Here is a 24,501-nt window from a genome sequence, read left to right on the forward strand (position 1 = left end):
GGATGAAACTGATCTTAGGAAATTCACAAAGGATACGCAGATGAAAATCGGATGCCCAACCGAGATCAAACCACAAGAGTTCCGTGTCGGCATGACACCAGATGCGGCACGCGAGGCCACAAACCATGGCCACACAGCCCTTATTCAAAAAGGTGCTGGTCTGGGGGCAGGTTTTACCGACGCTGACTATGAAGCAGCCGGTGCCAAAATCATCGCCACCGCAGAAGAGATTTTTGCAATGGCGGACATGATTGTAAAAGTCAAAGAACCGCAAGCTGGCGAACGCAAGATGTTGCGCGAAGGCCAGTTGTTGTTCACCTATCTTCACTTGGCCCCCGACCGCGCACAAACGCAGGATCTGTTGGACAGCGGTTGTACTGCGATTGCGTATGAGACAGTCACGGACGATCGTGGCGGCCTTCCGCTTTTGGCACCGATGTCCGAAGTCGCAGGACGCCTTGCACCACAGGTTGGGGCATGGACGTTGCAAAAGGCGAACGGCGGACGCGGCGTTCTGATGGGCGGCGTACCCGGTGTGGCCCCTGCAAAAGTTGTGGTCATCGGCGGCGGTGTCGTCGGCACACACGCAGCCAAAATCGCGGCTGGTATGGGGGCAGATGTCACCGTACTGGACCGGTCTTTGCCGCGCCTCAGATATCTCGACGACGTATTCGGCGGCACGTTCAAGAACCAATACTCAACAGCTGGGGCAACTGCCGAGCTGGTGCGTGAGGCAGATTTGGTGATTGGCGCAGTTCTCATTCCCGGAGCAGCAGCCCCGAAACTGATTTCACGTGCCCAGCTTTCGGAAATGAAACCGGGGGCGGCGCTTGTAGACGTGGCCATTGACCAAGGCGGTTGTTTCGAAACCTCCAAGGCAACAACCCACGCTGATCCAATCTATGAAGTAGACGGCGTCATGCACTATTGCGTTGCGAACATGCCTGGCGCGGTTGCGCGGACATCAACGCAAGCGCTCGGCAACGCCACCCTGCCTTTCATGCTGAACCTTGCGAACAAGGGCTGGCGTCAAGCGTGCCAAGATGACCCGCATCTGTTGAATGGTCTGAATGTGCATGCTGGACAGCTGACATATGATGCCGTTGGCACAGCTCTGGGCATGGATGTTCTATCTCCAGAGCTTGCTCTCAAGGCATAAAGACAAAACCAAATCGGCCGCCAGTCGCATCCTGCGATTTGGCGGCCTTTTTTTGCGCGTCGACCAAATTCTATTAGACCTTTACGCGTTCCGATTTAGGATCATACATCGGCTTGAGCGACACCTGTGCGGGAACGCGTGTGCCCATCACGTCGATCTCATAGGTTGATGCCAGAACCTCGGCGGCGCTTTGGTCGGCGCAGGGGACATACCCCAAACCGACGGCCCCGCCCAAAGTGTGCCCATAGTTTCCAGAGCTGAGGTATCCCACGATTTCACCATCTCTGAGGATCGGCTCATTGTGATACAAAAGTGGTTCAGGATCAGTCAGCAGAAACTGAACCATCCGCGATTGCGGGCCGGTTTCTTTACGTTCAAGCACGGCATCGCGCCCAATAAAGTCTGCCTTGGACGTTTTCACCGCAAAGCCGAGCCCCGCATCGACGACATTATCCTCGCACGTAATGTCATGTCCGAAATGTCGGAAGCCTTTTTCAATGCGGCAGCTGTCCATCATGTGCATGCCGCACAGCTTAAGCCCCATATCCTGTCCGGCCTGATGCAGCGTCTCAAACGCATGCCCAGCCATATCCGAACTGACATAAATCTCCCATCCAAGTTCGCCGACATAGGTCACACGATGCGCCCGAGCGAGCCCCATACCCAGCTCGATGTCTTGTGCCGTGCCAAACGGGTTCTTCACGTTCCCAAAATCCGCTGGCGAGACCTTTTCCAACAAAGTGCGTGCATTTGGCCCCATGATCGCCAGCACACCCTCGCCAGATGTGACATCGGTAATGACCACGCGGAAGTCACCGACATGGCGCTGCATCCATGTTTGATCCGCCAACCGCGTCGCCGCAGGCGTCACCACAAGATAGGATGTCTCGGTCAACCGCGTCACCGTTACATCCGCCTCAATCCCCCCGCGTGAGTTGAGAAACTGAGTGTACACAATCTTGCCGTTCGGCACGGAATAGTCACCGCCCCCAACATAGTTCAAAAACGCTTCGGCATCTGGGCCCTCGACGCGGATTTTACCAAACGACGACATGTCATACATGCCCACGTTTTCACGCACGGCACGATGCTCGGCTGCAGAATTTTCGAACCAGTTTTGCCGTTTCCACGTGTATTCATACGCGCGTTCTTGGCCCGCGTTGGCAAACCAATTGGCCCGTTCCCATCCGGCCAATTCGCCCATGACCGCGCCTTGCTCTAACAGCTGATGATGAAACGGCGTACGCCGAATGCCGCGGGCGGTCGCCTTTTGGCGATACGGGAAATGATCCGCATACAGCAAGCCCAGTGTTTCTTTTGAGCGCTCGAACAGATATGTTTTGTTGCCTTGGAACGGCTGCATGCGGCTGACATCCACGTCCCCAAGGTCGAAAGGTTTTTGGCCATCGTCCATCCATTGCGCCAAGGCCATGCCTGCCCCACCCGCAGATTGAATCCCGATCGAGTTAAAGCCCGCAGCGACCCAAACGTTGTCCATTTCCGGGGCCAACCCCAAATGATAGGCGTCATCCGGTGTGAACGATTCAGGACCATTAAAGAACGTGTGAATGCCCGCCTCACCAAGCATCGGCAAGCGGTTCACGGCATGTTCCAGAATCGGCTCAAAGTGGTCGAAATCTTCGGGCAGCTGATCAAATTCGAATGTATCCGGGATGCCGTTCATGGCCCAAGGTTTGGCGTTTGGTTCGAACGCGCCGAGCATCATTTTGCCTGCATCTTCTTTGTAATATGCGCATTCATCTGGCACACGCAGAACCGGCATCTGGCTCAAACCCGCAATTGGCTCAGAGACGATGTAGAAATGCTCGCAGGCATGCAGCGGCACATTCACACCGGCCATGCGGCCAACTTCGTGCCCCCACATGCCAGCACAGTTCACGATCATGTCACAAGCGATATGCCCCTGATCAGCACCATCATCCGACACCCAATCCACACCGGTGACTTTTCGGCCCGATCTGGTGATATTCTGTACCTTGGTGCGTTCCTTAACAAGCGCACCACGTTGGCGCGCCCCTTTGGCCAATGCCAATGCAATATTGGCAGGATCCCCCTGCCCGTCTTTGTCAAGAAACACGCCCCCGACAACGCCGTCGATATTGAGATGCTCATATTTCGCTTTGACTTCAGCGGGCGAAATTTCTTCGACATCCACACCAAAAGCGCGCGCCATGGCTGCTTGGCGGAAAATCTCTTCTTTGCGTTCTTCAGTCAGTGCAACCGTGATGGACCCAACACGCTTGAAGCCAGTCGCAACACCTGTTTCCTGTTCAAGAGCTCCATAAAGTTCCTGAGAATACTTGGCCAGCTTGGTCATATTCGCAGTAGCGCGAAGTTGCGCGATCAGCCCCGCCGCGTGCCACGTCGTGCCACTGGTCAGTTGCTTGCGTTCTAGTAACACCACATCTTTCCAACCCAATTTGGTAAGATGATAGGCAACCGAACATCCGATTACGCCACCGCCGATAATGACCACACGGGCCTTGGAAGGAAGATCCGCCATAACTTTCTCCAGAATCCTAAGTTATTGCGACCGTGACACACCCTTTCAACGCAAAATGTGCAATATGCGTCACAGGATCGGTCAAAATCACTCTATGCCCTGCTTTTGGGGCGCCCCACGCGATGCTGTTTTCTGACAGCTAACGGCGTGACACCAAAAAATCGCTTATAAAGCCCCGAAAACCCCCCGCCAAAACCACAGGCCAAACCAATCTCTCGAATGCTCAATGTCGTATTCAGCAACAAGTTATTTGCGCGGCTCAAACGCATTTCACGATAATACGTATTTGGCGTCGTACCCAAAATCATTCTGAACTTTCGCTCAAGAGACCGGTTTGACATTCCCAAAACCCGCACCAGCTCATTGATCGGCAACGGCTCTTCGATATTTGCCTGCATCAACTCCAGACACATGTCCAACTCCGGATCTCCGGTTTGCGCGATCCCTGCACCGCCAAACGGTTGCTGAGTACCAAAGTCCCGAATTTTTTCATGTAGCAAAATGTCTGCAACGGTCATCTTGGCAGCAGCCGATACGTACCTCCCGATCAAGCCAAGCGTCACGTCCACCGTCGCCTCCATACCAGCGCATGTCACGACCGCCCCATCCTGTACCGCCAAAGCCCCGCGAAGCTGATGCACACCTTGACCTTCTTGCATCATGGCAGAGTTTTCCCAGTGGGTGGTGTGGGCACCTGCCTCATCACCTGCTTCGCGGATATAGCGGCTCGCGGCCTCTGCAAGCAGAAAAACTTGGGCATTTCGAAATGTATAATTCGATACGTGCTGCCGGACACTTAGGGCGATATTATGCGGATCCGAATTGCCCAACACGAACAAATACTCGACATCCGGACGCGGGCCGATGGGATGTGTGTCGATCATCACGCCAGTTCTGCTGTGCTTAATGCCGCCCGTCAACGACAGGTAGCGCCACTCAAAGACGGTTTTGACGCTGACGCGATTTGCGATCATCAACACGTCAACGATTCCGGCAACTTCGGTCAATACAAAGTCATCAGCCAGCAAGAGATCAATACGCACGGTATGCGCATGTGCGGTCGGGCCTGTTTCCGTGAAGAGCACCCCCATCGCTACACTACAGTATAGCCGGACGCCACAATTCGGCGCGCCATCTCGGCGATATGTGCAGGGCCAATTTCGCAACACCCCCCCACGATCGTCGCACCTTGTTCGATCCACGTCATCACAAAGTCGGCGTAGGCATCTGGCGCAAGATCATCCCTTGCCGTCAATGCATCAACAGTTGGTCTGTCCTGAAGAAATGCATCCGAAATCTGCGTAAAGCCGTTGGCGTACGCCCCAAACGGCTTGCCAAATTGCGCCACCACCTCAAGGGCTGACAGCACAACTTCGGGTCGCGAGCAATTGACCAACACCGCATCGGGTGCGAACTTTTCTATGACCTCCGACAAATCCTGCAGGGGTTCGCCAGATCTCAGGCGCGTGCCGTCCTCATCCTGAACTGAGACCGCCAGCCACACGGGCTTGGTCGTGTCCGCAGCGCCCAACAACGCGCCCTTGGCGTGCTCAATCGAGGCCACGGTTTCGATGATAAAGAAATCGACACGATCCTGCATCAAGCGAACCAATTCGGCATACAAGCCCCGCGCTTGATCGGCTGGCGGGCAGATATCTGGACGATAGGACGCCCCCAACGGGCCAAGCGAACCAGCAATACGCGCAGTACTCTGCGGATGGGCGCTCACAGCTCGTTCTGCTTGCTCAAGCGCAGTTTCGATCAAGCGCTCGAAAGCCGGCTCAAGATGTACCGGAGCCAACCTGTCCCGATGCACGGCGTAGGTGTTCGTCGTCGCCACCGTTGCGCCCGCATCGAAGTAATCCGAATGCACTTGGCCCACGATTTCCGGGGTCTCCATCATCACGGATGTCGACCAAAGAGGCGTTGCGGGCATGCTTGATCGCATGACAATCTCTTGCCCAACAGAGCCGCCCAACAGTGTGATACCAGTCATTTCCCACCTCACTTGTGTCTTCTGGTCCGCGCATCGATCGGCATGCCCCCATGTCAAAGGAACATGCCTGTTTGTACGAGATGTTTAGGCCCGTAAGCGCTCGTTCTGGGGATCCCAAAGTGGTTGATCCTCTTGAACCACGGCACGGCATTTCTGGCCATATATCTCGACACTCAGTTCAGTGCCTGGTGTCGCCAAATCAGCCCGAACCATGCCCAGCGCAATCGACGCATTCACACGATACCCCCAATCACCCGAAGTGGTTTCTCCGACGATCTCGTCACCGCTCCAGATACAGGACATGTAAGGCGCGTCCGCATCGCCAGCGTCCACCAACAAGGTCACAAAGGATTTCTTTACACCTTGCTGCTTTTCGGCCTGAATCGCGGCCTTGCCACGGAAATCCTGAGGTTTGTCCAGTTTGACAAACCGGCCAAGGCCCCCTTCGAGCAACGAATAATCCGTGCTAAGGTCACCCTTCCACGTCCGATATCCTTTTTCGATCCGCAGCGAGTTCAGCGCATACATGCCAAATGGAACTGCGCCCCCCTCAATCACCGCTGCATAGATCACATCCTGATCAGCATTGGCACAATGGACTTCCCAGCCCAGTTCCCCCGCATACGACACCCGTGCAAGAAACGCCGGTTTGCCCGCCACAGTGGCCTTTTGATGCGTCAGCCACCCCAGCGACAAATCCGCATCCGAAATAGACGCAAACAAATCACGTGATGCTGGCCCCGTGATAATCATGGTGCCATACTCGGTGGTGTGGTCGGTCAACGACACCCCTGCAGGCAAGGCATTGCGCACGATTTCAAAGTCATGCCATTGCGCTCCGCCGGCCGTGATCATGGTAAAATGATCTTCGCCGTGACGGATACAGGACATCTCTGTCAGGATGCGACCGCGATCATCCGAGAAGTACACGAGGTTCATCCGGCCAATTTTGGGCAGACCACCTGTGACCATACCACGCAAGAATTCCGCAGCTCCGTCGCCTTCGAGATTGAACCGCGAGAACCCTGGCAGATCAAGAACGCCGACACCATCGCGCACCGCTTCGCACTCTTCTTTGATACGCTGTTGCCATGGGCCCGAACGCCCCCATGTGTGGCTGGATTCTTCGGATGTGTCGTCGCCCTCTTTGGCAAACCAATTCGCACGTTCCCAACCGTTATAGGCCCCCATCACGCCGCCCAGACTTTTGATCTTGGCATGCACGGGCGACAGTTTTTTGTCGCGCGCGGCTGGCCATTCGTGATGTGGGAAATGCATGGCGTACTCGTTGCCGTAAACCTCCATGCCTTTCTGATCGCAGTAATCCTGATCGGTGTAGTCGGTGTAGCGACGCGGATCGACCGCCCACATGTCCCACTCGGTGCCGCCATCAATGATCCATTCGGCCATCACCTTGCCTGCGCCGCCACCTTGGGCAATGCCAAAGGTAAAGACACATGCCTCGAATGCGTTTTTCACGCCGGGCATCGGGCCGATCAATGGCAACCCATCTGGTGCATAAGGAATTGGGCCATTGATGACGCTGCTGACGCCTGATGTGGCCATCAATGGAACACGCTCCATCGCGTCGGTGACGATGTCTTCGATGCGGTCCAGATCGTCCTGCCACAGCTGAAACGAGAAATCATCCGGCATCTGGTCGTCTTCGGTCAACCAGTGACCTTTGCAGTTCGGTTCATAGGGACCAAGGTTATAGCCGTTCTTCTCCTGACGCAGGTAGTAGGACACGTCGACGTCACGGATCAAAGGCAGCTTTTTGCCATTCTCTTTGGACCAAGCTTCGACCTCGGGGATTTGTTCCGTCAGCAAATACTGGTGCGACATGACCATCATCGGGACCGTGCGGCCGCCATAGGGTTTGAACCATTCACCCACACGCTGTGCGTAATAGCCAGCCGCATTCACAACGTAGTCACAGTCGATATCACCCTTGTCCGTGTGCACAGTCCAAGTGTCATCATCATGCTGGGTCACGCCGGTTGAGGGGCAAAACCGGATGATCTGTGCCCCCATATCGCGTGCACCTTTGGCCAGTGCTTGGGTCAACTGCGCGGGGTCAATATCGCCATCCGACGGATCGAACAGGATACCTTCCAGATCATGTGTTTCCAAGAATGGATAGTGTTTCTTGGCCTCTTCCGGGGTCCACATTTCCATCTCGATACCTTGATAGCGCCCCATCGAACAGGCGCGCTCAAATTCCTGCATGCGCTCTTTGGTATGCGCTAGGCGGATAGACCCGGTCTGGTGATAGTTCATCGGGTAATCAACCTCTTCGCCCAAACGTGCGTACAATTCGGTCGAATAGCGCTGCATGTTCATGATCGACCAAGACGTCGAGAACGTCGGCACATTGCCAGCCGCGTGCCACGTCGATCCAGCGGTCAATTCGTTCTTTTCCAACAGAACGCAATCCGTCCAGCCCTTTTGAGCCAGATGATACAGCGTCGAGCAGCCAACAACGCCGCCACCTATGATGACCACACGGGCCTTGGTTGGAAAATCAGACATGGTAACTCCCTTATTAATCTCGTTGCGGTACGCCGTCCGCGATGTCGTAATAGTCGCCTTTTTCGGCAACAAAGATGTGCTTGATCAGGGCTAAACCTGTTGGGCCATCCACTGCTCCCAGAGAAAAGCTGATGGTGTCTTCATCGTTGGCCTTCCAAAACAGGAAGGACCCGCACGTGGGGCAGCTGCCGCGTTTCGCGGTCGCGCTCGACGCAAACCACCGAACCGGCCCGTGTATCGCCAAGGCATCCTCTGCCACATAGGCCGATGACCATACGCCACCGGATTGTTTGCGGCATTGTCCGCAATGACACATCGACGGCCCTTGCGGTATAGCGTCAGTTTCAAACCTGATATCGCCACATAGGCATGATCCCTTCATGACAGCCTCCTTAATATACCGGTGGTGCAATGACCCAAACGGCCACGGCTGGTTCATCGTAGGGATTGGACCATTGATACGGTTCGTGCTTGATACGAAAGCTGTCACCCGGACCCACAGAAAACTGGCGGTCGCCAATACGCAGATCCAACCTGCCAGACACGATATATCCGACTTCTTGGGTTGGACGATCGGCAGGGACCTGCATTGCCGAATGCGGCTGAAACGTGGAATGCACCATCTCGAAATCATCGGTCAAGTCGGGGGACAATAGCTCTTCGATCAGCCCCTCTTCGCCAGACCCCATGGGACGGCGCGAGCCCGACCGCACGATGTACCCTTGCTCTGCGACTGGCGCACTTGAGTGACCGAACAGCATCGACATGGGCACGTCGAGAACTTTGGCGATCTGTCGCAAATCCGAAATCGAAGGTTCTGACTTGTCGCGCTCAACCTGGCTCAGCCACCCCACCGAACGCCCAAGGCTTTCGGCCATGTCGACAAGTGTAAGCCCCCGCGACTTGCGCAGCGCGCGCATATCCGCACCTAACGTCTCGAGATCTTTTGGGGGTTGATGAAACATAACTATGAGAGTCCGTGAAATTATTGCCCGTAATTTCACGATGCCTCAGCTAAATGAAATTTCCAAGCTTTTTTTCACGCACCCGCAAAATCTGCCTCTTGAGTGCCGGTCTCGCTCGACGAGATCAGCCACCCTCGAGGGCTTGCACATGCATTGGGTATCAGAGGTTAGGTCGCGTTGGAAAACACCGCAGAAAGAATTTCCGACATGTTTTCAGCATCTTCTTGCGTGAAAGCATCCACCCGATCGCTGTCTATATCAAACACGCCAAGTAGATCACCGGCTTGATTGCACACAGGCAGGACAAGTTCAGACCGAGTGCTTGACGAACAGGCGATGTGATCTGAAAACATATCTACATCCGCTACCAACTGTACCTCTCGTGTCCGTGCGGCAGCGCCACACACGCCGCGAGAGAAGGGAATCACCAAACAACCATGCCCCCCTTGATAAGGGCCGATCTTGAGCAACTCAGGAGCGACAACACGATAAAACCCGGTCCAATCGAAACGTGCATCACTGTGATGCACTTCACAAGCTACCGTCGCCATAAGCGCAACTGTGTCAGTTTCACCAGCCGTCAGAGCCGCAATAGTACGGGACAGATCAGAATAATTTACAGGCACGTGCCCCCCCAAATAAAAAACGCTAGGAGCTATGTGCCCCTAGCGACTTAGTCAGGTCAATACGTGCTGCACGCTTTGCGGTTAAACCCGTTCGATCGCGATGGCAGTACCTTCGCCACCCCCGATACAAATGGCGGCAACACCACGTTTCAGGCCGCGTTTCTCAAGGGCATTCAGCAAGGTCACCATGATACGTGCCCCGGATGCGCCAATCGGGTGGCCCAGCGCGCAAGCACCGCCGTTCACATTAACCTTGTCCCGCTCAAGACCCATTTCATGCATGAACGCCATAGGAACAACGGCAAAGGCTTCGTTCACTTCCCACAGATCAACATCGTCTTTGGTCCAGCCGATCGTCTCGAGCAATTTTTGTGCAGCAGGTACTGGGGCTGTGGTGAAAAGGGCTGGCGCTTGTGCGTGACTGGCATGGCCCACAACACGTGCGCGGATATTAAGCCCATTGTCTTTGGCATACTCTTCAGACGCCAGAACCAATGCAGCCGCACCGTCCGAAATTGACGACGAGTTTGCAGCGGTGACGGTGCCCTCTTTGCGGAAGGCGGGCTTGAGTTGTGGAATTTTGTCAGGTCGCGCATTGGCCGGCTGTTCGTCTGAAGAAAACGTCACCTCACCCTTACGGGTCTTGATCGTAACGGGTGCAATTTCGCCGTCAAACGCACCGCTTTCTTGCGCTTCAAGGGCGTTTGAAAGCGATTTGAGCGCGTATTCATCCTGCGCTTCGCGTGTAAATTGGAACGACTCGGCGCAATCTTCCGCAAACGTGCCCATCAAGCGGCCCTTGTCATAGGCATCTTCCAACCCATCAAGGAACATATGATCTTGCGCAGCCTGATGACCAATACGTGCGCCGTTGCGCATATTCGGCAAGATGTACGGGGCATTTGTCATGCTTTCCATGCCACCAGCAATCATCGTGTCAGTATGTCCAAGGGCGATCTGATCAAAGCCGACCATCGCCGCTTTCATGCCCGAACCACACATCTTGTTCAGGGTCGTCGCCGGAACCTCTTCGCCCAAACCACCGGCGAATCCAGCCTGACGTGCGGGCGCCTGACCTTGCCCAGCAGGCAAAACACATCCCATCACGACTTCCTGGACGCTTGTTGCACCCGCGTCCTTTAGGGCTGCTTCAATGGCTGCACCACCAAGAACGGATGCTTCAACTCCGGCGAACACACCTTGGAAACCACCCATCGGTGTCCGTGCTGCCCCTGCGATGACGACATTCTTCATTGTATTCCTCCGGTTGCGGGTATTGGGCACCCAATGTGTGGATCAATGCGGCTCAAACCTTGCATAGATATTTCAGGGCATTTTCGACTGGGGCGCAACAAAGGTCCATCCCGCGTAAATACCTATGCGCAGATACAGATTGGTAAGACTTTGGGTTTACGGTTCCAGCAATAGGAAATAGCAGAAAGCGAATGATGTGAATTTGTCGAGCTCTCATGAAAACGGGTTCCTCGTGGTTTCAGTCAACGAGTTGCGTATCGACGCTTCGGTAGCCATCCAATTCAAAGACCGCATGCGCGAAGAAACAGAAAATGGTGAAACGCGTGTGATTTTGGATTTGTCCCAAGTCGATTTTATTGATTCAAGCGGGCTTGGTGCAATCGTCGCCGCCATGAAACAGTTGGGCACTGATAGGCGGCTGGATTTGGCTGGTCTGAACCCCAATGTCGACAAGGTGTTCCGTCTTACGCGAATGGACACAGTTTTTAAGCTCCATCGCGACCTGTCCGATGCATTTACGCATTAAGGTGACAATGGCGGGACATATCGAAAGGGATTGAACAGGGTATGCCACAAACCTCCTGCTTCAACTTGGTATTTTCGGCGTCGCCAGGCAACGTACGCACGGCGTTGAACGATCTGTGTGTGTTTCTAGAGAACAACACAATCTCTGAAAACCACGTAGGCACGGCTCAAATTGTAGCCGGGGAAGTGCTTAACAATGTTGTTGAACATGCAACGCGCCATCAGGCGGACGGCCGTATCGAGATTACCTGCGAAATCACATTTGAGAGCTTAATCTTTACGGTTTGCGACAATGGAACACCGATGCCACGGGGAGGCATCCCCAACAAAGGGCTACCACCCGTCGATACGACGCTTGATAACCTCCCCGAAGGTGGGTTTGGGTGGGCATTGGTACATCTGCTGACCTCTGGGATTACGTATCATCGCAGGCAGGACAAAAACTGTTTGAAATTCACTCTCCCGGCAATTGGCAAATCTAGCCTCTCCGAATAGGGTTTTCAGGCAAGGCAGACACGAGAGGCCAGAATGCGCGATTTTCATCAACCCGGGCGGTCGGCCGTTTTCGCAGAAAATGGCATGTGCGCGACATCTCACCCGTTGGCGGCCCAAACCGCCATCGACATTCTGAAACGCGGCGGCAATGCGATGGATGCAGCAGTTGCAGGCGCAGTATTGTTAGGTATTTGCGAACCGCAAATGGCTGGCCTTGGCGGTGATTGTTTTGTCCTGTTCTCACCTGCTGGCACTGACGACGTACATGGTTTTAACGGCTCTGGTCGCGCAGCAGCTGGGGCGTCGGCCCAAGCATTACGCAAAAGCGGTTTCGCCGCGGTCCCCATACATTCCGCAGATGCCGTGACAATTCCGGGTTCGGTCGATGCCTTTTGCACTTTGGCGGCCGACTGGGGCAAACTGGGTCTCGACGCGCTTTTGGCCCCTGCCATACAGTATGCCGAAAATGGTGTACCGGTCGCGCCTCGGGTTGCATTTGATTGGCAGGAGGCGTCTCAATTTTTACAGGGTGCTGGACGCACCTTCTATTTGAATAACGGGCAGGTTCCAAAGGTTGGCGAGGTCTTTAGAAACCCGACCCAAGCAGACGTTTTGCGCCTAATCGCCAAGAACGGGCGTGACGCCTTTTATAGCGGAGAAATCGCCGAGGATATGGTTGCCACGTTGCAAGCGATCGGCGGTCAACATGATCTAGATGACTTTGCAGACACTCGCGGCACGGCGACACACCCAATAAGCGCAACATACAAAGGTGTTGAGTTGCTTGAGCACCCTCCCAACGGGCAAGGCGCAACGGCGATGTTATTGCTGAATGTTCTGTCACACTTCGACATATCGTCGATGGACCCGAATGGATTTGAACGAGCACACATTGAAGCAGAAGCCACAAAACTGGCTTATGATGCACGCAACCGCATTTTGGCCGACACAGACCACACCACACATCTGGAGCGTATGCTATCTACCGATGTCGCCGCAGAGCTCGCGTCCCTTATTTCGCGTCAACAGGCGATGCCATCTGCACCCGCACTGACCGAAGCCATTCATAAGGACACTGTGTATATCACCGTTGTCGACCGTGATCGCATGTCAGTGTCGCTGATTTACTCAATTTTTCATGGCTTTGGATCTGGGATCGCATCCGAAAAATTCGGTGTACTGTTCCACAACCGCGGTGCTGGATTTTCTCTGACAGACGGACATCCGAACGAACTCGCAGGTGGCAAAAGGCCGATGCACACCATTATTCCAGGCATGCTACGTCAAGGTGGGCGCGTCACCATGCCATTTGGCGTGATGGGCGGGGCCTATCAGCCCTGCGGTCATGCACGGTTCATTTCCAATATGGTTGATTTCGGCATGGATCCCCAATCCGCCATCGATACACCAAGATGTTTTGCCGACGCTGGTGTTCTGCGCACCGAGCGTGGATATTCAGCGCGTACAAAACAAGCGCTCTCTGACCTCGGGCATATCCTCGAAGAGCCACACACACCCATTGGGGGTGCCCAAGCCATTCATATTGATGATAAAGGTGTGCTAACTGGAGCCTCGGATTTCCGAAAAGACGGCTGTGCAATAGGATATTAAAATGACAATTACCCCCATCAAAACCCTTGTCGCAAACGCAAAAGAGGAAATCGAAACCCTATCCATGGACGCCGCCGCTGATCACGTCGCGGCAGGCACCGCCTTGTTCGTTGATATTCGTGACCCTCGTGAACTTAGCCGAGAAGGCAAGATTCCCGGTGCGTTTCATGCGCCGCGTGGCATGCTCGAATTCTGGATAGACCCTCAGAGCCCTTACCACAAACCTGCATTGGCAACTGACAAGACCCTGATATTGTACTGCGCTGGCGCACTTCGGTCGTCCCTAGCGGTCAAAACACTTCAGGACATGGGCGTGCGCAATGTGGCCGAAATGGACGGTGGGTTTGGCGCATGGAAGGCCGCAGGGCGCGACATCGAACCCACAACCTGATCTTGCGGGCCTAATTCATTTGGAAGTGTAAAGGATACGTCCCGTCCTGAAACGGCCCAAACAGGTCTGGAATATCGGGGTGATCCACCGGTTCCCCGGAATAGTCGGCAATCAAATTTTGCTCGGAGACATAGGCCACATAATAGCTTTGGTCGTTCTCGGCGAGCAAATGATAAAATGGCTGTTCTTTACGTGGCCGGCTATCTTCCGGGATCGCGTCATACCATTCGTCTGTATTGGCGAACTCTGGGTCCACATCAAACACCACCCCACGAAAAGGGTGCTTTTTGTGGCGAACCACTTGCCCAAGGTGATATTTTGCACGTGTCTTCAACATAGCTTGCAGCCCCTACCCCTCAAGGCTACTCCTTTCAAGAGGCATTTGTCCAATTCCGGCAGCCAATTTTAAGGAAACAGTTTGTGAACCTTGCTCTGACCGTCCTTGAAATTGTCGCTCCCGTCTTTTTCATGGCAGGTATCGGGTTTACGTGGGTCAAGGCGGGCTTTGACTATCCGATACAGTTCATCACGCGCCTTGCTATGACGCTCGCCGTTCCATGCCTGATTTTCACTGCGCTGATGAAGACAAACGTCGATCTTGGCGCGCTCTGGAAACTGACACTGGCCTCTGTGGCCGGATACGGCGCAATTATGATCGTTGGTTGGGTTCTGTTGAAGATCTCTGGCCTCAACACCCGCACATATTGGGCCCCATTTATTTTTGGAAACACGGGGAACCTTGGGCTGCCATTGGCATTGTTTGCATTTGGCCAACCAGGACTTGAACGGGCGGTTGTCTTGCTCGCGGTAAGTGCGGTGCTTTCGTTCACCATCGGAATCGGGTTGGTCGCGGGCCGCGGATCATATGACAAGATGCTCCGAGAGCCGATGATTTGGGCGACGTTGCTAGGGGCTGTATTTCTCTGGCAGGGTTGGGAAACACCGCCTTTCGTGACCAATACACTTGAGTTGATCGGACAAATGGCAATCCCGCTCATGCTCATGACACTTGGCGTTGCCATCGCCCGATTGTCGCCAACACATGTGTCCACGGCGATATGGTTATCAGTCGCCAAATTCGGAGTGTGTGCCGTTATCGGTTGGGGGCTGGCCGTCATTTTTGATCTTGATGCGACCTCGTTCGGGGTGCTGGTGCTCCAACTTGCCACTCCCGTCGCGGTCACAGCCTACTTATTGGCAGAAAAATATGGCGCCGATAGCCAGTCAGTCGCTGGGTTCGTCGTTGTGTCGACCGTGATTTCCGTTGCTGGTCTGCCGCTATTGCTCGGGCTAATCTTGTGACGCGCAGGAATGTGATTTTCACACCCGCCCCAATAGGATAAGGTTAGGCAAAATAATAAACTTTGCGAGAGGCCAATGAGCAGATTCTTTCGCGCGATTGTCGTTCTGATGTTAGTGGCATCCTGTGGTGGTGGGTACGATTCCCCGCCGCGCAATCTGGATGACGCTTGTTCGATCCTCAAGCAGCGCCCGCAATTCATCAAGGCATTCAAAGCCACAAAACGTCGCTGGGATGTTCCTGTGAACGTCCAGATGGCGATTCTGTATCAAGAAAGCAAATTCGACTCGGATGCGCGAACGCCTTATAAATATGTATTGGGTGTTTTGCCGATGGGCCGCCAAAGCAGCGCATATGGATACGCCCAAGCTCTTGATGCCACATGGGACCAATACCGACGTGAAACCGGAAACCGTGGTGCGAAGCGCGACAATATCAAAGACGCCACAGATTTCATGGGCTGGTATATGAACCAAACCCGCGAGAAAAACGGTATTCCTCTATCTGATGCTAAAAATCAGTATCTCGCCTATCATGAAGGCCACACGGGATACGCCAGAGGGACCTATCGCAACAAATCGTGGCTCATGCGTGTGTCCCAAAAGGTCGAAGACCGCGCGGAAGATTATCGTTTTCAGCTCGAGAAATGCGCCCGTATCAGATAATCGATGGCCCCGTCTTTCTTAGAAAACGGGGCTATTTTCGTATGTGCATCTCAATATTGAACAACGTATTTTTGAGCGGAACGCCTTGTTCCATTTCGCCCAAAATGACTGTGGTTTGGCCACCCGCGTTGTCATTGATAATCCACTGGCGCAACTCGACGGGATTGGCCGTGAACTTGAGTTGAATATTGCCGTATTCAGGATGCTCGGGTTCTTGCGCTGTCACCGTCGTGGCGGTTCCGTCGTAATCGTGCCCGACAACCATATTTGCTTTGGCCAAGTTCACATTGCGTGCCAAAATCACAGAAAGCGGCGTACGTCTGAGCGGATATGTCTCTGGCGGTTGATTTGACCGGCCGTCAAAGATTGCCACCGTGTTGGCGCTCGCCAAAACCATCGCTTCTTCTGGCGGATCGTATTCAAACCGCACGCGACCAGGGCGTTTGATATACACGCGCCCTGTAGAAATAGAACCATCACCATTGATCTGGGTAAAAGCCGACTGCGCCGTTTTCATTGCGTTAAGATAGCCGGAGATTTCGTTCAAAGACAACTGTTCTGCGGTTGCCGTTGTCGCCATCGCCACCAAGACCGCGGGGGCAATCATATATCGTAGAATACTCATGACCATATACCTAGTCGTTCCCCGCCCAGACACCAGCCCCGGCAGGGATCACATTTGCGTTTCGGCCTAATGTTGCTCAGGAACCAAAATCTCACGTTTGCCTACATGGTTTGCGGGGCTCACCAACCCTTGATCTTCCATTTGCTCGACAAGACGCGCCGCTTTGTTATACCCGATCGCCAACTTGCGCTGGATATACGACGTCGAACACTTGCGGTCTTTGATCACAATGGCGACGGCCGTATCATACAACGCGTCCTCGCCATCTGTATTTCCACCCAGACCAAGAACCGCATCAATGCTGCTGGCTTGATCATCTTCAACGCCTTCAACAACGCCACTGACATATTCCGGCGCACCGAATGACTTAAGGTGATTGACGATTTCTTCGACTTCTTCATCACTCACAAACGGACCATGGCAACGAGTGATTTTGGCGCCACCCGCCATGTAAAGCATGTCCCCCATACCCAACAGCTGCTCAGCCCCCATTTCACCCAAAATCGTACGGCTGTCGATTTTCGAAGTCACTTGGAACGAAATTCGGGTTGGGAAGTTTGCCTTGATCGTGCCCGTGATGACATCCACCGATGGTCTCTGGGTCGCCATAATCAGGTGAATCCCCGACGCACGCGCCATTTGAGCCAAGCGTTGGATACAGGCCTCGATCTCTTTGCCTGCCACCATCATCAAATCTGCCATTTCGTCGACGACAACGACGATATAGGGCATTTTTTCTGGCATTATTTCCTCGGATTCAAAGACGGGTTCGCCCGTGTCATCATCAAATCCGGTTTGAACTGTCCGGTTAAAGGTTTCACCTTTGGCCAAAGCATCCGCGACGCGCCCGTTGTATCCATCGATATTGCGCACGCCCATTTTGGACATCTTGCGATACCGCTCTTCCATTTCGCCGACCACCCATTTCAAGGCAACAACCGCTTTCTTGGGGTCGGTCACAACGGGCGAAAGAAGATGAGGAATTCCGTCATACACCGAAAGTTCAAGCATCTTGGGATCGATCATGATCAACCGGCATTCTTCCGGTGTCAGCTTGTACAACAAAGACAGGATCATGGTGTTGATCGCAACGGATTTACCCGAACCAGTTGTCCCAGCAATCAACAAGTGAGGCATCTTGGCCAAATTCGCGACCATCGCGTCACCGCCGATGTCTTTGCCCAGCGCCAGAGCCAGCTTCATGTTGCTGTCTCCAAAATCTCGTGCCGACAGAATTTCCCGCAAGACCACTTTTTCCCGATTTTCATTCGGAAGTTCGATCCCGATTACACTTCGGCCCGGAACGGTGGAAACACGTGCCGAAAGTGCCGACATGGAGCGGGCAATATCATCTGCCAAACCAATCACACGGCTAGCTTTCAAGCCGGGCGCAGGCTCAAGCTCGTACATCGTGACCACGGGGCCAGGACGCACCGAGACGATCTCGCCCTTGACGCCATAGTCATCCAAGACAGTTTCCAAGAGGCGCGCATTTTCTTCCAACGCATCATCGCTCAGATGGTGACGTTTGATATCCATCGGATTGGCCAACAGGCTGAGGGGCGGCAATTCAAAGTCTGACGCTTTCTCCTCAAACGCAAGCGAAGGCTGGGCTTCGGCTTTGGCGCGGCTTGACGGGGCCGTCGCCTTGCGTGGCGCATGTTGCACAACCTTACGCGGCTCTGCGACCGGGATAACCGGCGCAGCGGGCGCGATTTTTGGGGCTTCTGTCAACGGGAGTGGCTCGATAAGTTCGTCTTCAACCCATTCTCGCTCGGCCATCCAGTCAGGTGCATCTTCCACCATTGGTGCATCATCAAATGCGGGCGCGGCACCTGTGTTTTGTTCTGCTGAGAATACCCCACCCATCGCAGTCAAAGGAGGTTCAGGCGGCAATTCAACATGGTGCGGTGCAGGTTCAAGCACCAACGGATCAGGTCCACGTCCGCGCCCCTTGGTCAAAGGCGCCGTATCTTCGATAGGCTCTGAAGCGACCTGTTGTCCTCGGCTGCGAATGACATCAGCAATCTTGGCTTTGATCCGGTCATCACCGGGCATATCCTGAATATCTGCGACCAACACTGGTTCCACCAGCTCTGGCTCTGGCATTGGCTCGACCCGCTTGATGAGGTTCGGGACGCGCGCCAGCAATCCGGGCTTGGCAGCCTGTGTTTCTTGTGGTTTCGGTGTCTCAAGCACAGGATCCGGTTCAATATCTGCTTGGTCCCATCCGGCTTGGGCCGCGGCGTTCACCTGTTGCTCTGCGGCTTCCTTGCGTTCTTGACGGCGCTCTCTTGCGGATTGTGCTGCATGCGCTGCCCCGCCGACGCCACGCCCAAGAAGGGTCATGAGAGATGCATAGGTCAACACCACACCCACAATCAGGAAACGTCCGATCAAACGCAATTCGGCTTTGGTGAAACCCAACACAAACAAGCTTAGGGCAACAAAGGCGACTCCCATCAAAAGCGACATGACCTTTAGCCCAAAGGTCGCCCCAACAGGCAAAATTGTCAAAACGGCGCCCAGTACGGTATCCCCGAAAAGCCCGCCAAGACCAAAGCTATGTGTCCAGCTTGCGCCGGGAACGAGGGTAGACGCGTACACAGCCCCAAGCGCGAGAACAATCGGTGCAAAAATCACGCGCCCCATGGCACGTTCTTCGCCAATATGCAGAGCGAAACGCGTACCCCACGCCATAAGAATAAGGGCAATTCCCCAACTACCCCATCCGATGATCATAAACAGAGGTGCCGCAATCGACGCACCGATGCGCCCCATCCAGTTTTGAATCGGGGCGTCCGTCGCAGAGATCCAGCTTGGATCGCTTGGCGTATAAGATGCAATCATTGCGCTTGCCATCAGGGCCAGCACAATCAAAATCAGTCCGACCAACTCTTTGCCGCGTTTTTCAATTGCCGCCTGCATATTGCTGTCCAACAATGGATCACGTCCTCGTGCCTGATATGCCATTCTGTACCCTCAGTTTTTTCCGTAGAGACAGTCGCGCAATGTGATCAGCGCGTTCTGAATCTCGGTTATTGGGGCCACCAAAGCGACCCGGATAAATGCTTGGCCGGGATTTCCGGCGTCTGTGTCTCTGCTCAAATAGGCCCCGGGCAACACTCGAATGCCGGTCTCTGTCCATGCCTTCAGGGCCGCAGCCTCGCCGTCTAGGACAGGTAGCCACAGAAAGAAACCACCTTCGGGACTTTGATAGCCCTCGATGTCTTTAAATATCTCATCGGCCACATCGAATTTTTCACGATACAGACGGCGGTTTTCCTCGACATGGACCTCGTCGGCCCAAATCTTTTCTGCCGCGCGCTGGAGCGGAAGCGGCAAAGGTGCCCCTGCATATGCACGCAGTTGTTTTAGCCTGCGAATGCTTTCCGGCCCACCCGCAACAAATCCGGATCGCAAACCAGGCAGATTGCTGCGCTTGGACAACGAATGAAAAATCAACACGCGTTCCGGGTCGGCGCCGACCTCAGCCGCGATCTGAAGGGCCCCAACCGGCGGCTCTGATCGATAGATTTCCGAATAACATTCGTCGGCAAAAATTTGGAAATCGTATGTCTCTGCCAACGCGATCAACTGCACCCAGTACTCACGGCTGGCCACCGCACCTTGGGGGTTAGATGGCGAGCACACATAGGCAATTGCCACCCGCTCCAGAACATCGGGGGCAAGCGCTGTAAAGTCGGGCAAGAATCCCGTCTGTTCTGTGGCTGGAACAAAAACTGGCGTCGCATCCGCAGCCACAGCGGCAACAGCGTAGACTTGGTAAAACGGGTTTGGCGTCAAAACCAACGGGGTTTGACCTGCCTTGGTTTCAGGGCACAATGCCATCGCCGCGTTATACAGACCCTCACGTGTACCATTGAGCGCCATAATCTGTGTAGAGGAATCGACATCCACCCCATACCGCCGGGCAATCCAGCCGGAAATTGCCGCAAGCAATTCAGGTGATCCATCATTCGGCGGGTATTTGTTAAATCCGGCAGCATTTTCACAAATCACATCGGTAACCCACGCCGGAAACGCATGTTTCGGCTCGCCAATGGTCATATGCACAATGTCACCACCCGGTTGATGGTGATCCAAAAGCGCACGCAAACGCGGAAACGCGTAAGCCGGAAGGTTCGAAAACCGCTCGGGAAACATATTCAACTGCCTCAAGGTTCGGGATCATTATTGCCCCGTTTGAACCCAAGTTACCCAAGCAGCAGGTTTTCGTCCAGAAAAATGACGTCAAATCCAACGGTTGTGGCTTTTGCGTCAACGCAATGTTTGTCACCCTATTCTGCGTGTTTCGAACGCGGCTTGGCTAGGCCAACGCCAACTCAGTCGCCACAGCCATACGCAACAGCCGTTCCTCGGACATTGGGGCACCCAACATCATCAATCCACAACTTGGCACACCCGTGGGAAGCGACACCCCACAAGACCCCATCAGGTTTCCAACACGCGTATTGCGCAGCGCTAACAGGTTTTCTGTGACATAATAATCTTCATCCGTCAGCAAGCGCGCGCTATCCGAAGGCAGGATAGGTGAGGTTGGAAGCAGCACAGCATCGAACCCCGATGTGCGTGCGGCCCATTTTTGACGGTGGTTTTCCAGTGCCTGCCATGCGGCCACAAAATCCGGTCCGGAAAACATCATACCCGCTCTGAAACGTTCCAACACCTGATCAAACATCCGTTCGGGGTGGGCCTCGATGACGTCTCGCCATTGCCCATATGCTTCGGCGGTGAATAATACACCAGACAAGGCCAAGGCCGCATCGACCTCGGGGGCTGCAATCGTTTCAATCTCGGCACCCGCTTCTTGCATCCGCTCAATAGCGTGCCAAAAGCCAGCCAAAGGCGCCTCGCGGGCGTCTTGCAGCCCTGCTTCGAGCACCGCAAAGCGACGACCTTGCAAAGACGCCCCGCGCAAATCTGCAGCTTGGCCACCTTCGAGCACCGCAAGCATCAACGCGGCGTCTTCGACCGTGCGGCACAAGGGGCCGACCGTGTCAAAACGCTGGCACAACGGCACAACACCCTCGCAAGAAATCCGCCCAGAGGTGGTTTTCAAACCTACCAGATCATTCCATGCCGACGGTATGCGCACCGATCCACCAGTATCTGATCCAATGCCTGCCGCTGCCAAGCCAAAAGCAACCGAGGCGGCAGCACCGGAAGACGACCCACCTGGCACCGCCTTTGGGTCATTGACACAGGGTGGGGTGGCCGTGACAGGGTTCAACCCCAACCCGGAAAAGGCGAGCTCGGACATATGCGTTTTGCCCAAACACACCAAACCCATCGCCGTCGCATTGCGCAATACTTGTGCATCTTGTTCGGGGACACGTCCACGCAACAATGCCGACCCTGCCTCGGTGGCAACGTCCGCACTATCAAAAAGATCTTTCCAACTGATCGGAACGCCATCTAGGGGGGACAACCGATATCCTGCGCGCGCGCTCGGCAGAGGCTTCGGCCTCGGCAATCGCGCGCTCGGGGGTAACAACCGAATATATGCGATCTCTGGCGTCGTGGCTGTCGATGGCTCCCAAAAAAGCTTGCGTCAAGGCGACAGGGTCGATGGACCCCTTTCCGATCCCGCGCCCAAGATCGGCCGCGCTCATTCCAAGCCAGTCAAACATGATATCCCCCAAAAATCTCGCTTGTTAACGGTAGCGGCCTTGCGACTCATGGACAATCCCGTAAGCGCGCGCATATTGGAACAATGACCTATGACAGCGATATATTGATTGCCGGTGGCGGCTTGAATGGCCCTGCCCTCGCTCTTGGGCTTGCCCAAGCCGGATTTAATGTGACCATGGTTGACACCCGACCGGAAAATGCACGGGCTGGTGACAATTTCGATGGTCGTGGGTATGCGCTTGCGCTGGCGTCCAAGCGTCTGCTGAATGCTATCGGCATTTGGAAGAGGGTGGACCAGAACGCCCAGCCCATGCTTGAAATCAAAGTCACCGATGGGCGTGCGGGCGAAGGTCCAGCGCCGTTCTTCTTGCACTTTGATCATGCCGAAATCGAAGAGGGCCCCATGGGGTTCATGCTTGAGGACCGTTTTTTATACCGCGCCTTTTTGGATGCTGTAAGCGAAGAAGAACGGATCACCAAAATCTCTGAAGACAGCGTTGTGTCACAAGTCATCGACGCAACAGGGGTTCGCGTTACGCTTGCATCCGGCAAGACGCTGCGCACACGTCTGTTGGTCGGATGCGACGGTCGCCAAAGCGGTGTTGCCCAACGCGCCCAGATTAAGCGCACCGGTTGGGATTATGGGCAAACAGCGCTGGTTTGCGCCATCTCTCATGAAAAACCGCACGGCGGAGTGGCACACCAGTTTTTCATGCCCCCTGGACCTTTGGCAATTTTACCTCTGCCCGGGAACATGTCGTCCATCGTTTGGAGCGAGACCAACAAGAACGCAGCATTCATCAACGGCCTGAGTGATGAGGACTATATGCAGGTTCTTCGACCAAGGTTTGGCGATTTCTTGGGTAAGATAGAGCTGGCCGGCGCCCGCTTTAGCTATCCTCTCAATCTGACTGTCGCAAATCACTTTGTGGCAGATCGGGTGGCATTGGTTGGTGACGCCGCACACGGTATGCACCCGATCGCAGGGCAAGGTCTAAACGCGGGGTTGCGGGATGTTGCGGCCTTGGTCGAAATCCTGACCCAAGCCAACCAACGCGGCGAAGATTTCGCAGCACTTCAGGTCTTGGAGCGATATCAAGAATGGCGCCGCTTTGACACACATGCGCTTGTTGCAGCCACGGATTTGACAAACAAACTGTTCTCGAACGACAATCCCATCCTGCGCTTTGGGCGTGATCTTGGCATGGGACTTGTGAACGCCACCCCCAGCTTGCGCCGCACGTTCATGCGTGAAGCGGCAGGCCTAACAGGCGAGTTACCAAAAATGATGCAATAGGATCGCGCACCGCTCGGGCGGTGCTGCGGAACTGTCAATCCAGTGCGCGTGCTTCGTCGATCAACATGACTGGAATGCCGTTTCGAATAGGAAAGGCCAAGGCGGCCCCCACGGAAATCAATTCCTGTGCATCAGCATCATATTTCAAAACGCCCCGAGTTTGAGGGCAGACAAGTGCCTCGAGCATGCGCCGATCAAATTGCTGTGTGGATATCTCTGTCATTGCATAAAGTCCTCTCCTGTGCCGCCGCGCAGGGCAAATTCCATTAAGGTCACCAATGTTTCACGTCTTGTGCGCAAAGATGGCGCCTCGAGCAAGGCCTGTTTATCTTCTGCGCCAAAATCCAGCAGCATCGACAGCGAATTGATCAACAATTCATCTTCGGCATCCTTAAGCGTGTCCCAATCTGTCGCCAGATCAAGGGTCGCAAAATATCGTTCTAACAACGTTAGAAATGCGACGCGATCAAAGGCCTCATCGCGGTTTGTGGGCCCCAAATCACTTTGGAAACCCTCCCAACTAACCACGCAACGACGATAGGGTTGAAACCCGTCTACTTCGCGGATCACCCGAAAACGGGAAAGACCCGTTAGGGTCACCAAGTATCGGTTGTCCTCAGTCTCGGAAAATTGGGTGACGCGCCCGACGCAGCCAATAGCATGAAGCCCCGCCTCGTCACGACCTGGGACGGGATTGGGTTGGATCATCCCAATGAGCCGGCTTGGTGTTTTCAGCGCATCCTCGAACATCGCAAGATACCGAGGTTCAAAGATATGCAATGGTAACCGAGAACGTGGCAACAGCAACGCTCCCGGCAGGGGGAAGACCGCAATCGTATCAGGCAAGTCCGAAGCATTGAAATGAACCATAGGCTTCAGAC

Annotated in this window: 22 protein-coding genes and 1 pseudogene; 8 read left to right on the forward strand and 15 right to left on the reverse strand. The window is 54.5% G+C overall.

Annotated elements, in window-relative coordinates:
* Positions 1 to 40: 40 nt before the first annotated feature.
* The gene (ald, locus tag FAP39_RS11150; protein ID WP_138016478.1) at positions 41 to 1,159 is read left to right on the forward strand and encodes an alanine dehydrogenase; all 1,119 of its coding nucleotides are present in this window, start codon (positions 41 to 43) and stop codon (positions 1,157 to 1,159) included.
* 73 nt (positions 1,160 to 1,232) lie between these two features.
* On the opposite strand, the gene FAP39_RS11155 is transcribed toward ald, so the two are convergent.
* The 8 genes from FAP39_RS11155 to FAP39_RS11190 form a co-directional block, all read right to left on the reverse strand.
* Positions 1,233 to 3,683: a GcvT family protein gene (locus FAP39_RS11155; RefSeq protein ID WP_138016479.1), complete on the reverse strand. Its 2,451-nt coding sequence runs from the start codon at positions 3,681 to 3,683 to the stop codon at positions 1,233 to 1,235.
* A gap of 92 nt (positions 3,684 to 3,775) precedes the next feature.
* Entirely contained in the window at positions 3,776 to 4,726 is a 951-nt protein-coding gene (locus tag FAP39_RS11160) for a GlxA family transcriptional regulator (RefSeq protein ID WP_246059094.1), read from the reverse strand.
* Between the two features lie 50 nt (positions 4,727 to 4,776).
* On the reverse strand, positions 4,777 to 5,679 hold the full coding sequence (locus FAP39_RS11165; protein ID WP_138016481.1) for a homocysteine S-methyltransferase family protein: 903 nt from the start codon (positions 5,677 to 5,679) through the stop codon (positions 4,777 to 4,779).
* Between the two features lie 84 nt (positions 5,680 to 5,763).
* Positions 5,764 to 8,211, reverse strand: a complete 2,448-nt coding sequence (locus tag FAP39_RS11170) for a GcvT family protein (RefSeq protein WP_138016482.1) — start codon at positions 8,209 to 8,211, stop codon at positions 5,764 to 5,766.
* 13 nt (positions 8,212 to 8,224) lie between these two features.
* Positions 8,225 to 8,593, reverse strand: a complete 369-nt coding sequence (locus FAP39_RS11175; protein WP_246059096.1) for a GFA family protein — start codon at positions 8,591 to 8,593, stop codon at positions 8,225 to 8,227.
* A 10-nt stretch (positions 8,594 to 8,603) separates the two neighbouring features.
* Positions 8,604 to 9,176 carry a helix-turn-helix domain-containing protein gene (locus FAP39_RS11180; RefSeq protein ID WP_138016484.1) on the reverse strand — a complete coding sequence of 191 codons (573 nt, stop codon included), beginning with the start codon at positions 9,174 to 9,176 and terminating at the stop codon, positions 8,604 to 8,606.
* A 167-nt stretch (positions 9,177 to 9,343) separates the two neighbouring features.
* Positions 9,344 to 9,802, reverse strand: a complete 459-nt coding sequence (locus FAP39_RS11185) for a GAF domain-containing protein (RefSeq protein ID WP_138016485.1) — start codon at positions 9,800 to 9,802, stop codon at positions 9,344 to 9,346.
* An 81-nt stretch (positions 9,803 to 9,883) separates the two neighbouring features.
* Positions 9,884 to 11,056: a thiolase family protein gene (locus FAP39_RS11190; protein WP_138016486.1), complete on the reverse strand. Its 1,173-nt coding sequence runs from the start codon at positions 11,054 to 11,056 to the stop codon at positions 9,884 to 9,886.
* Positions 11,057 to 11,252: 196 nt separating this feature from the next.
* Here FAP39_RS11190 and FAP39_RS11195 point away from each other — a divergent pair, with 196 nt between their 5' ends.
* The 4 genes from FAP39_RS11195 to FAP39_RS11210 are packed head-to-tail and all read left to right on the forward strand — an operon-like array spanning position 11,253 to position 14,078.
* Positions 11,253 to 11,582, forward strand: a complete 330-nt coding sequence (locus FAP39_RS11195) for an STAS domain-containing protein (protein WP_138016487.1) — start codon at positions 11,253 to 11,255, stop codon at positions 11,580 to 11,582.
* Positions 11,583 to 11,623: 41 nt separating this feature from the next.
* Positions 11,624 to 12,076 carry an ATP-binding protein gene (locus FAP39_RS11200; RefSeq protein ID WP_138016488.1) on the forward strand — a complete coding sequence of 151 codons (453 nt, stop codon included), beginning with the start codon at positions 11,624 to 11,626 and terminating at the stop codon, positions 12,074 to 12,076.
* A gap of 33 nt (positions 12,077 to 12,109) precedes the next feature.
* The gene (locus FAP39_RS11205) at positions 12,110 to 13,687 is read left to right on the forward strand and encodes a gamma-glutamyltransferase family protein (protein WP_138016489.1); all 1,578 of its coding nucleotides are present in this window, start codon (positions 12,110 to 12,112) and stop codon (positions 13,685 to 13,687) included.
* Position 13,688: 1 nt separating this feature from the next.
* Positions 13,689 to 14,078, forward strand: a complete 390-nt coding sequence (locus FAP39_RS11210; RefSeq protein WP_171006836.1) for a rhodanese-like domain-containing protein — start codon at positions 13,689 to 13,691, stop codon at positions 14,076 to 14,078.
* A gap of 10 nt (positions 14,079 to 14,088) precedes the next feature.
* Here FAP39_RS11210 and hspQ read toward each other — a convergent pair whose 3' ends face one another.
* Positions 14,089 to 14,415 (reverse strand): heat shock protein HspQ, encoded by a 327-nt coding sequence (hspQ, locus tag FAP39_RS11215; protein WP_138016491.1) that lies wholly within the window; start codon positions 14,413 to 14,415, stop codon positions 14,089 to 14,091.
* An 83-nt stretch (positions 14,416 to 14,498) separates the two neighbouring features.
* Here hspQ and FAP39_RS11220 point away from each other — a divergent pair, with 83 nt between their 5' ends.
* Positions 14,499 to 15,380: an AEC family transporter gene (locus FAP39_RS11220; protein WP_138016492.1), complete on the forward strand. Its 882-nt coding sequence runs from the start codon at positions 14,499 to 14,501 to the stop codon at positions 15,378 to 15,380.
* Between the two features lie 75 nt (positions 15,381 to 15,455).
* Positions 15,456 to 16,043 (forward strand): transglycosylase SLT domain-containing protein, encoded by a 588-nt coding sequence (locus FAP39_RS11225; RefSeq protein ID WP_138016493.1) that lies wholly within the window; start codon positions 15,456 to 15,458, stop codon positions 16,041 to 16,043.
* Between the two features lie 31 nt (positions 16,044 to 16,074).
* On the opposite strand, the gene FAP39_RS11230 is transcribed toward FAP39_RS11225, so the two are convergent.
* The 4 genes and pseudogenes from FAP39_RS11230 to FAP39_RS11245 form a co-directional block, all read right to left on the reverse strand.
* Positions 16,075 to 16,668, reverse strand: a complete 594-nt coding sequence (locus FAP39_RS11230; RefSeq protein WP_138016494.1) for a LolA family protein — start codon at positions 16,666 to 16,668, stop codon at positions 16,075 to 16,077.
* A 66-nt stretch (positions 16,669 to 16,734) separates the two neighbouring features.
* Positions 16,735 to 19,641 (reverse strand): DNA translocase FtsK, encoded by a 2,907-nt coding sequence (locus tag FAP39_RS11235; RefSeq protein WP_138016495.1) that lies wholly within the window; start codon positions 19,639 to 19,641, stop codon positions 16,735 to 16,737.
* Between the two features lie 9 nt (positions 19,642 to 19,650).
* Complete coding sequence (locus FAP39_RS11240; RefSeq protein ID WP_138016496.1) at positions 19,651 to 20,835, reverse strand: aminotransferase class I/II-fold pyridoxal phosphate-dependent enzyme; 1,185 nt, start codon at positions 20,833 to 20,835, stop codon at positions 19,651 to 19,653.
* 163 nt (positions 20,836 to 20,998) lie between these two features.
* Positions 20,999 to 22,322, reverse strand: a pseudogene (locus FAP39_RS11245) (amidase).
* An 83-nt stretch (positions 22,323 to 22,405) separates the two neighbouring features.
* On the opposite strand from FAP39_RS11245, the gene FAP39_RS11250 reads away from it, so the two are divergent.
* Entirely contained in the window at positions 22,406 to 23,620 is a 1,215-nt protein-coding gene (locus FAP39_RS11250; RefSeq protein WP_138016498.1) for a UbiH/UbiF/VisC/COQ6 family ubiquinone biosynthesis hydroxylase, read from the forward strand.
* A 34-nt stretch (positions 23,621 to 23,654) separates the two neighbouring features.
* On the opposite strand, the gene FAP39_RS11255 is transcribed toward FAP39_RS11250, so the two are convergent.
* Both FAP39_RS11255 and FAP39_RS11260 read right to left on the reverse strand, forming a co-directional pair.
* Positions 23,655 to 23,843: a Trm112 family protein gene (locus tag FAP39_RS11255; RefSeq protein ID WP_138016499.1), complete on the reverse strand. Its 189-nt coding sequence runs from the start codon at positions 23,841 to 23,843 to the stop codon at positions 23,655 to 23,657.
* The gene (locus FAP39_RS11260; protein WP_138016500.1) at positions 23,840 to 24,490 is read right to left on the reverse strand and encodes an LON peptidase substrate-binding domain-containing protein; all 651 of its coding nucleotides are present in this window, start codon (positions 24,488 to 24,490) and stop codon (positions 23,840 to 23,842) included. The genes FAP39_RS11255 and FAP39_RS11260 overlap by 4 nt, the downstream gene beginning before the upstream one ends.
* Between the last annotated feature and the right edge of the window lie 11 nt (positions 24,491 to 24,501).

The organism is Shimia litoralis, assembly GCF_005518135.1.
Classification (GTDB): domain Bacteria; phylum Pseudomonadota; class Alphaproteobacteria; order Rhodobacterales; family Rhodobacteraceae; genus Shimia_E; species Shimia_E litoralis.

Excerpts from the sequence above, each read along its gene's own strand:
- ald (WP_138016478.1), top strand. The coding sequence starts at position 41 with ATGAAAATCGGATGCCCAACCGAGATCAAACCACAAGAGTTCCGTGTC.
- FAP39_RS11155 (WP_138016479.1), bottom strand. The coding sequence starts at position 3,683 with ATGGCGGATCTTCCTTCCAAGGCCCGTGTGGTCATTATCGGCGGTGGC.
- FAP39_RS11165 (WP_138016481.1), bottom strand. The coding sequence starts at position 5,679 with ATGACTGGTATCACACTGTTGGGCGGCTCTGTTGGGCAAGAGATTGTC.
- FAP39_RS11170 (WP_138016482.1), bottom strand. The coding sequence starts at position 8,211 with ATGTCTGATTTTCCAACCAAGGCCCGTGTGGTCATCATAGGTGGCGGC.
- FAP39_RS11175 (WP_246059096.1), bottom strand. The coding sequence starts at position 8,593 with ATGAAGGGATCATGCCTATGTGGCGATATCAGGTTTGAAACTGACGCT.
- FAP39_RS11180 (WP_138016484.1), bottom strand. The coding sequence starts at position 9,176 with ATGTTTCATCAACCCCCAAAAGATCTCGAGACGTTAGGTGCGGATATG.
- FAP39_RS11190 (WP_138016486.1), bottom strand. The coding sequence starts at position 11,056 with ATGAAGAATGTCGTCATCGCAGGGGCAGCACGGACACCGATGGGTGGT.
- FAP39_RS11200 (WP_138016488.1), top strand. The coding sequence starts at position 11,624 with ATGCCACAAACCTCCTGCTTCAACTTGGTATTTTCGGCGTCGCCAGGC.
- FAP39_RS11205 (WP_138016489.1), top strand. The coding sequence starts at position 12,110 with ATGCGCGATTTTCATCAACCCGGGCGGTCGGCCGTTTTCGCAGAAAAT.
- FAP39_RS11210 (WP_171006836.1), top strand. The coding sequence starts at position 13,689 with ATGACAATTACCCCCATCAAAACCCTTGTCGCAAACGCAAAAGAGGAA.
- hspQ (WP_138016491.1), bottom strand. The coding sequence starts at position 14,415 with ATGTTGAAGACACGTGCAAAATATCACCTTGGGCAAGTGGTTCGCCAC.
- FAP39_RS11225 (WP_138016493.1), top strand. The coding sequence starts at position 15,456 with ATGAGCAGATTCTTTCGCGCGATTGTCGTTCTGATGTTAGTGGCATCC.
- FAP39_RS11230 (WP_138016494.1), bottom strand. The coding sequence starts at position 16,668 with ATGAGTATTCTACGATATATGATTGCCCCCGCGGTCTTGGTGGCGATG.
- FAP39_RS11235 (WP_138016495.1), bottom strand. The coding sequence starts at position 19,641 with ATGGCATATCAGGCACGAGGACGTGATCCATTGTTGGACAGCAATATG.
- FAP39_RS11240 (WP_138016496.1), bottom strand. The coding sequence starts at position 20,835 with ATGTTTCCCGAGCGGTTTTCGAACCTTCCGGCTTACGCGTTTCCGCGT.
- FAP39_RS11250 (WP_138016498.1), top strand. The coding sequence starts at position 22,406 with ATGACCTATGACAGCGATATATTGATTGCCGGTGGCGGCTTGAATGGC.
- FAP39_RS11255 (WP_138016499.1), bottom strand. The coding sequence starts at position 23,843 with ATGACAGAGATATCCACACAGCAATTTGATCGGCGCATGCTCGAGGCA.
- FAP39_RS11260 (WP_138016500.1), bottom strand. The coding sequence starts at position 24,490 with ATGGTTCATTTCAATGCTTCGGACTTGCCTGATACGATTGCGGTCTTC.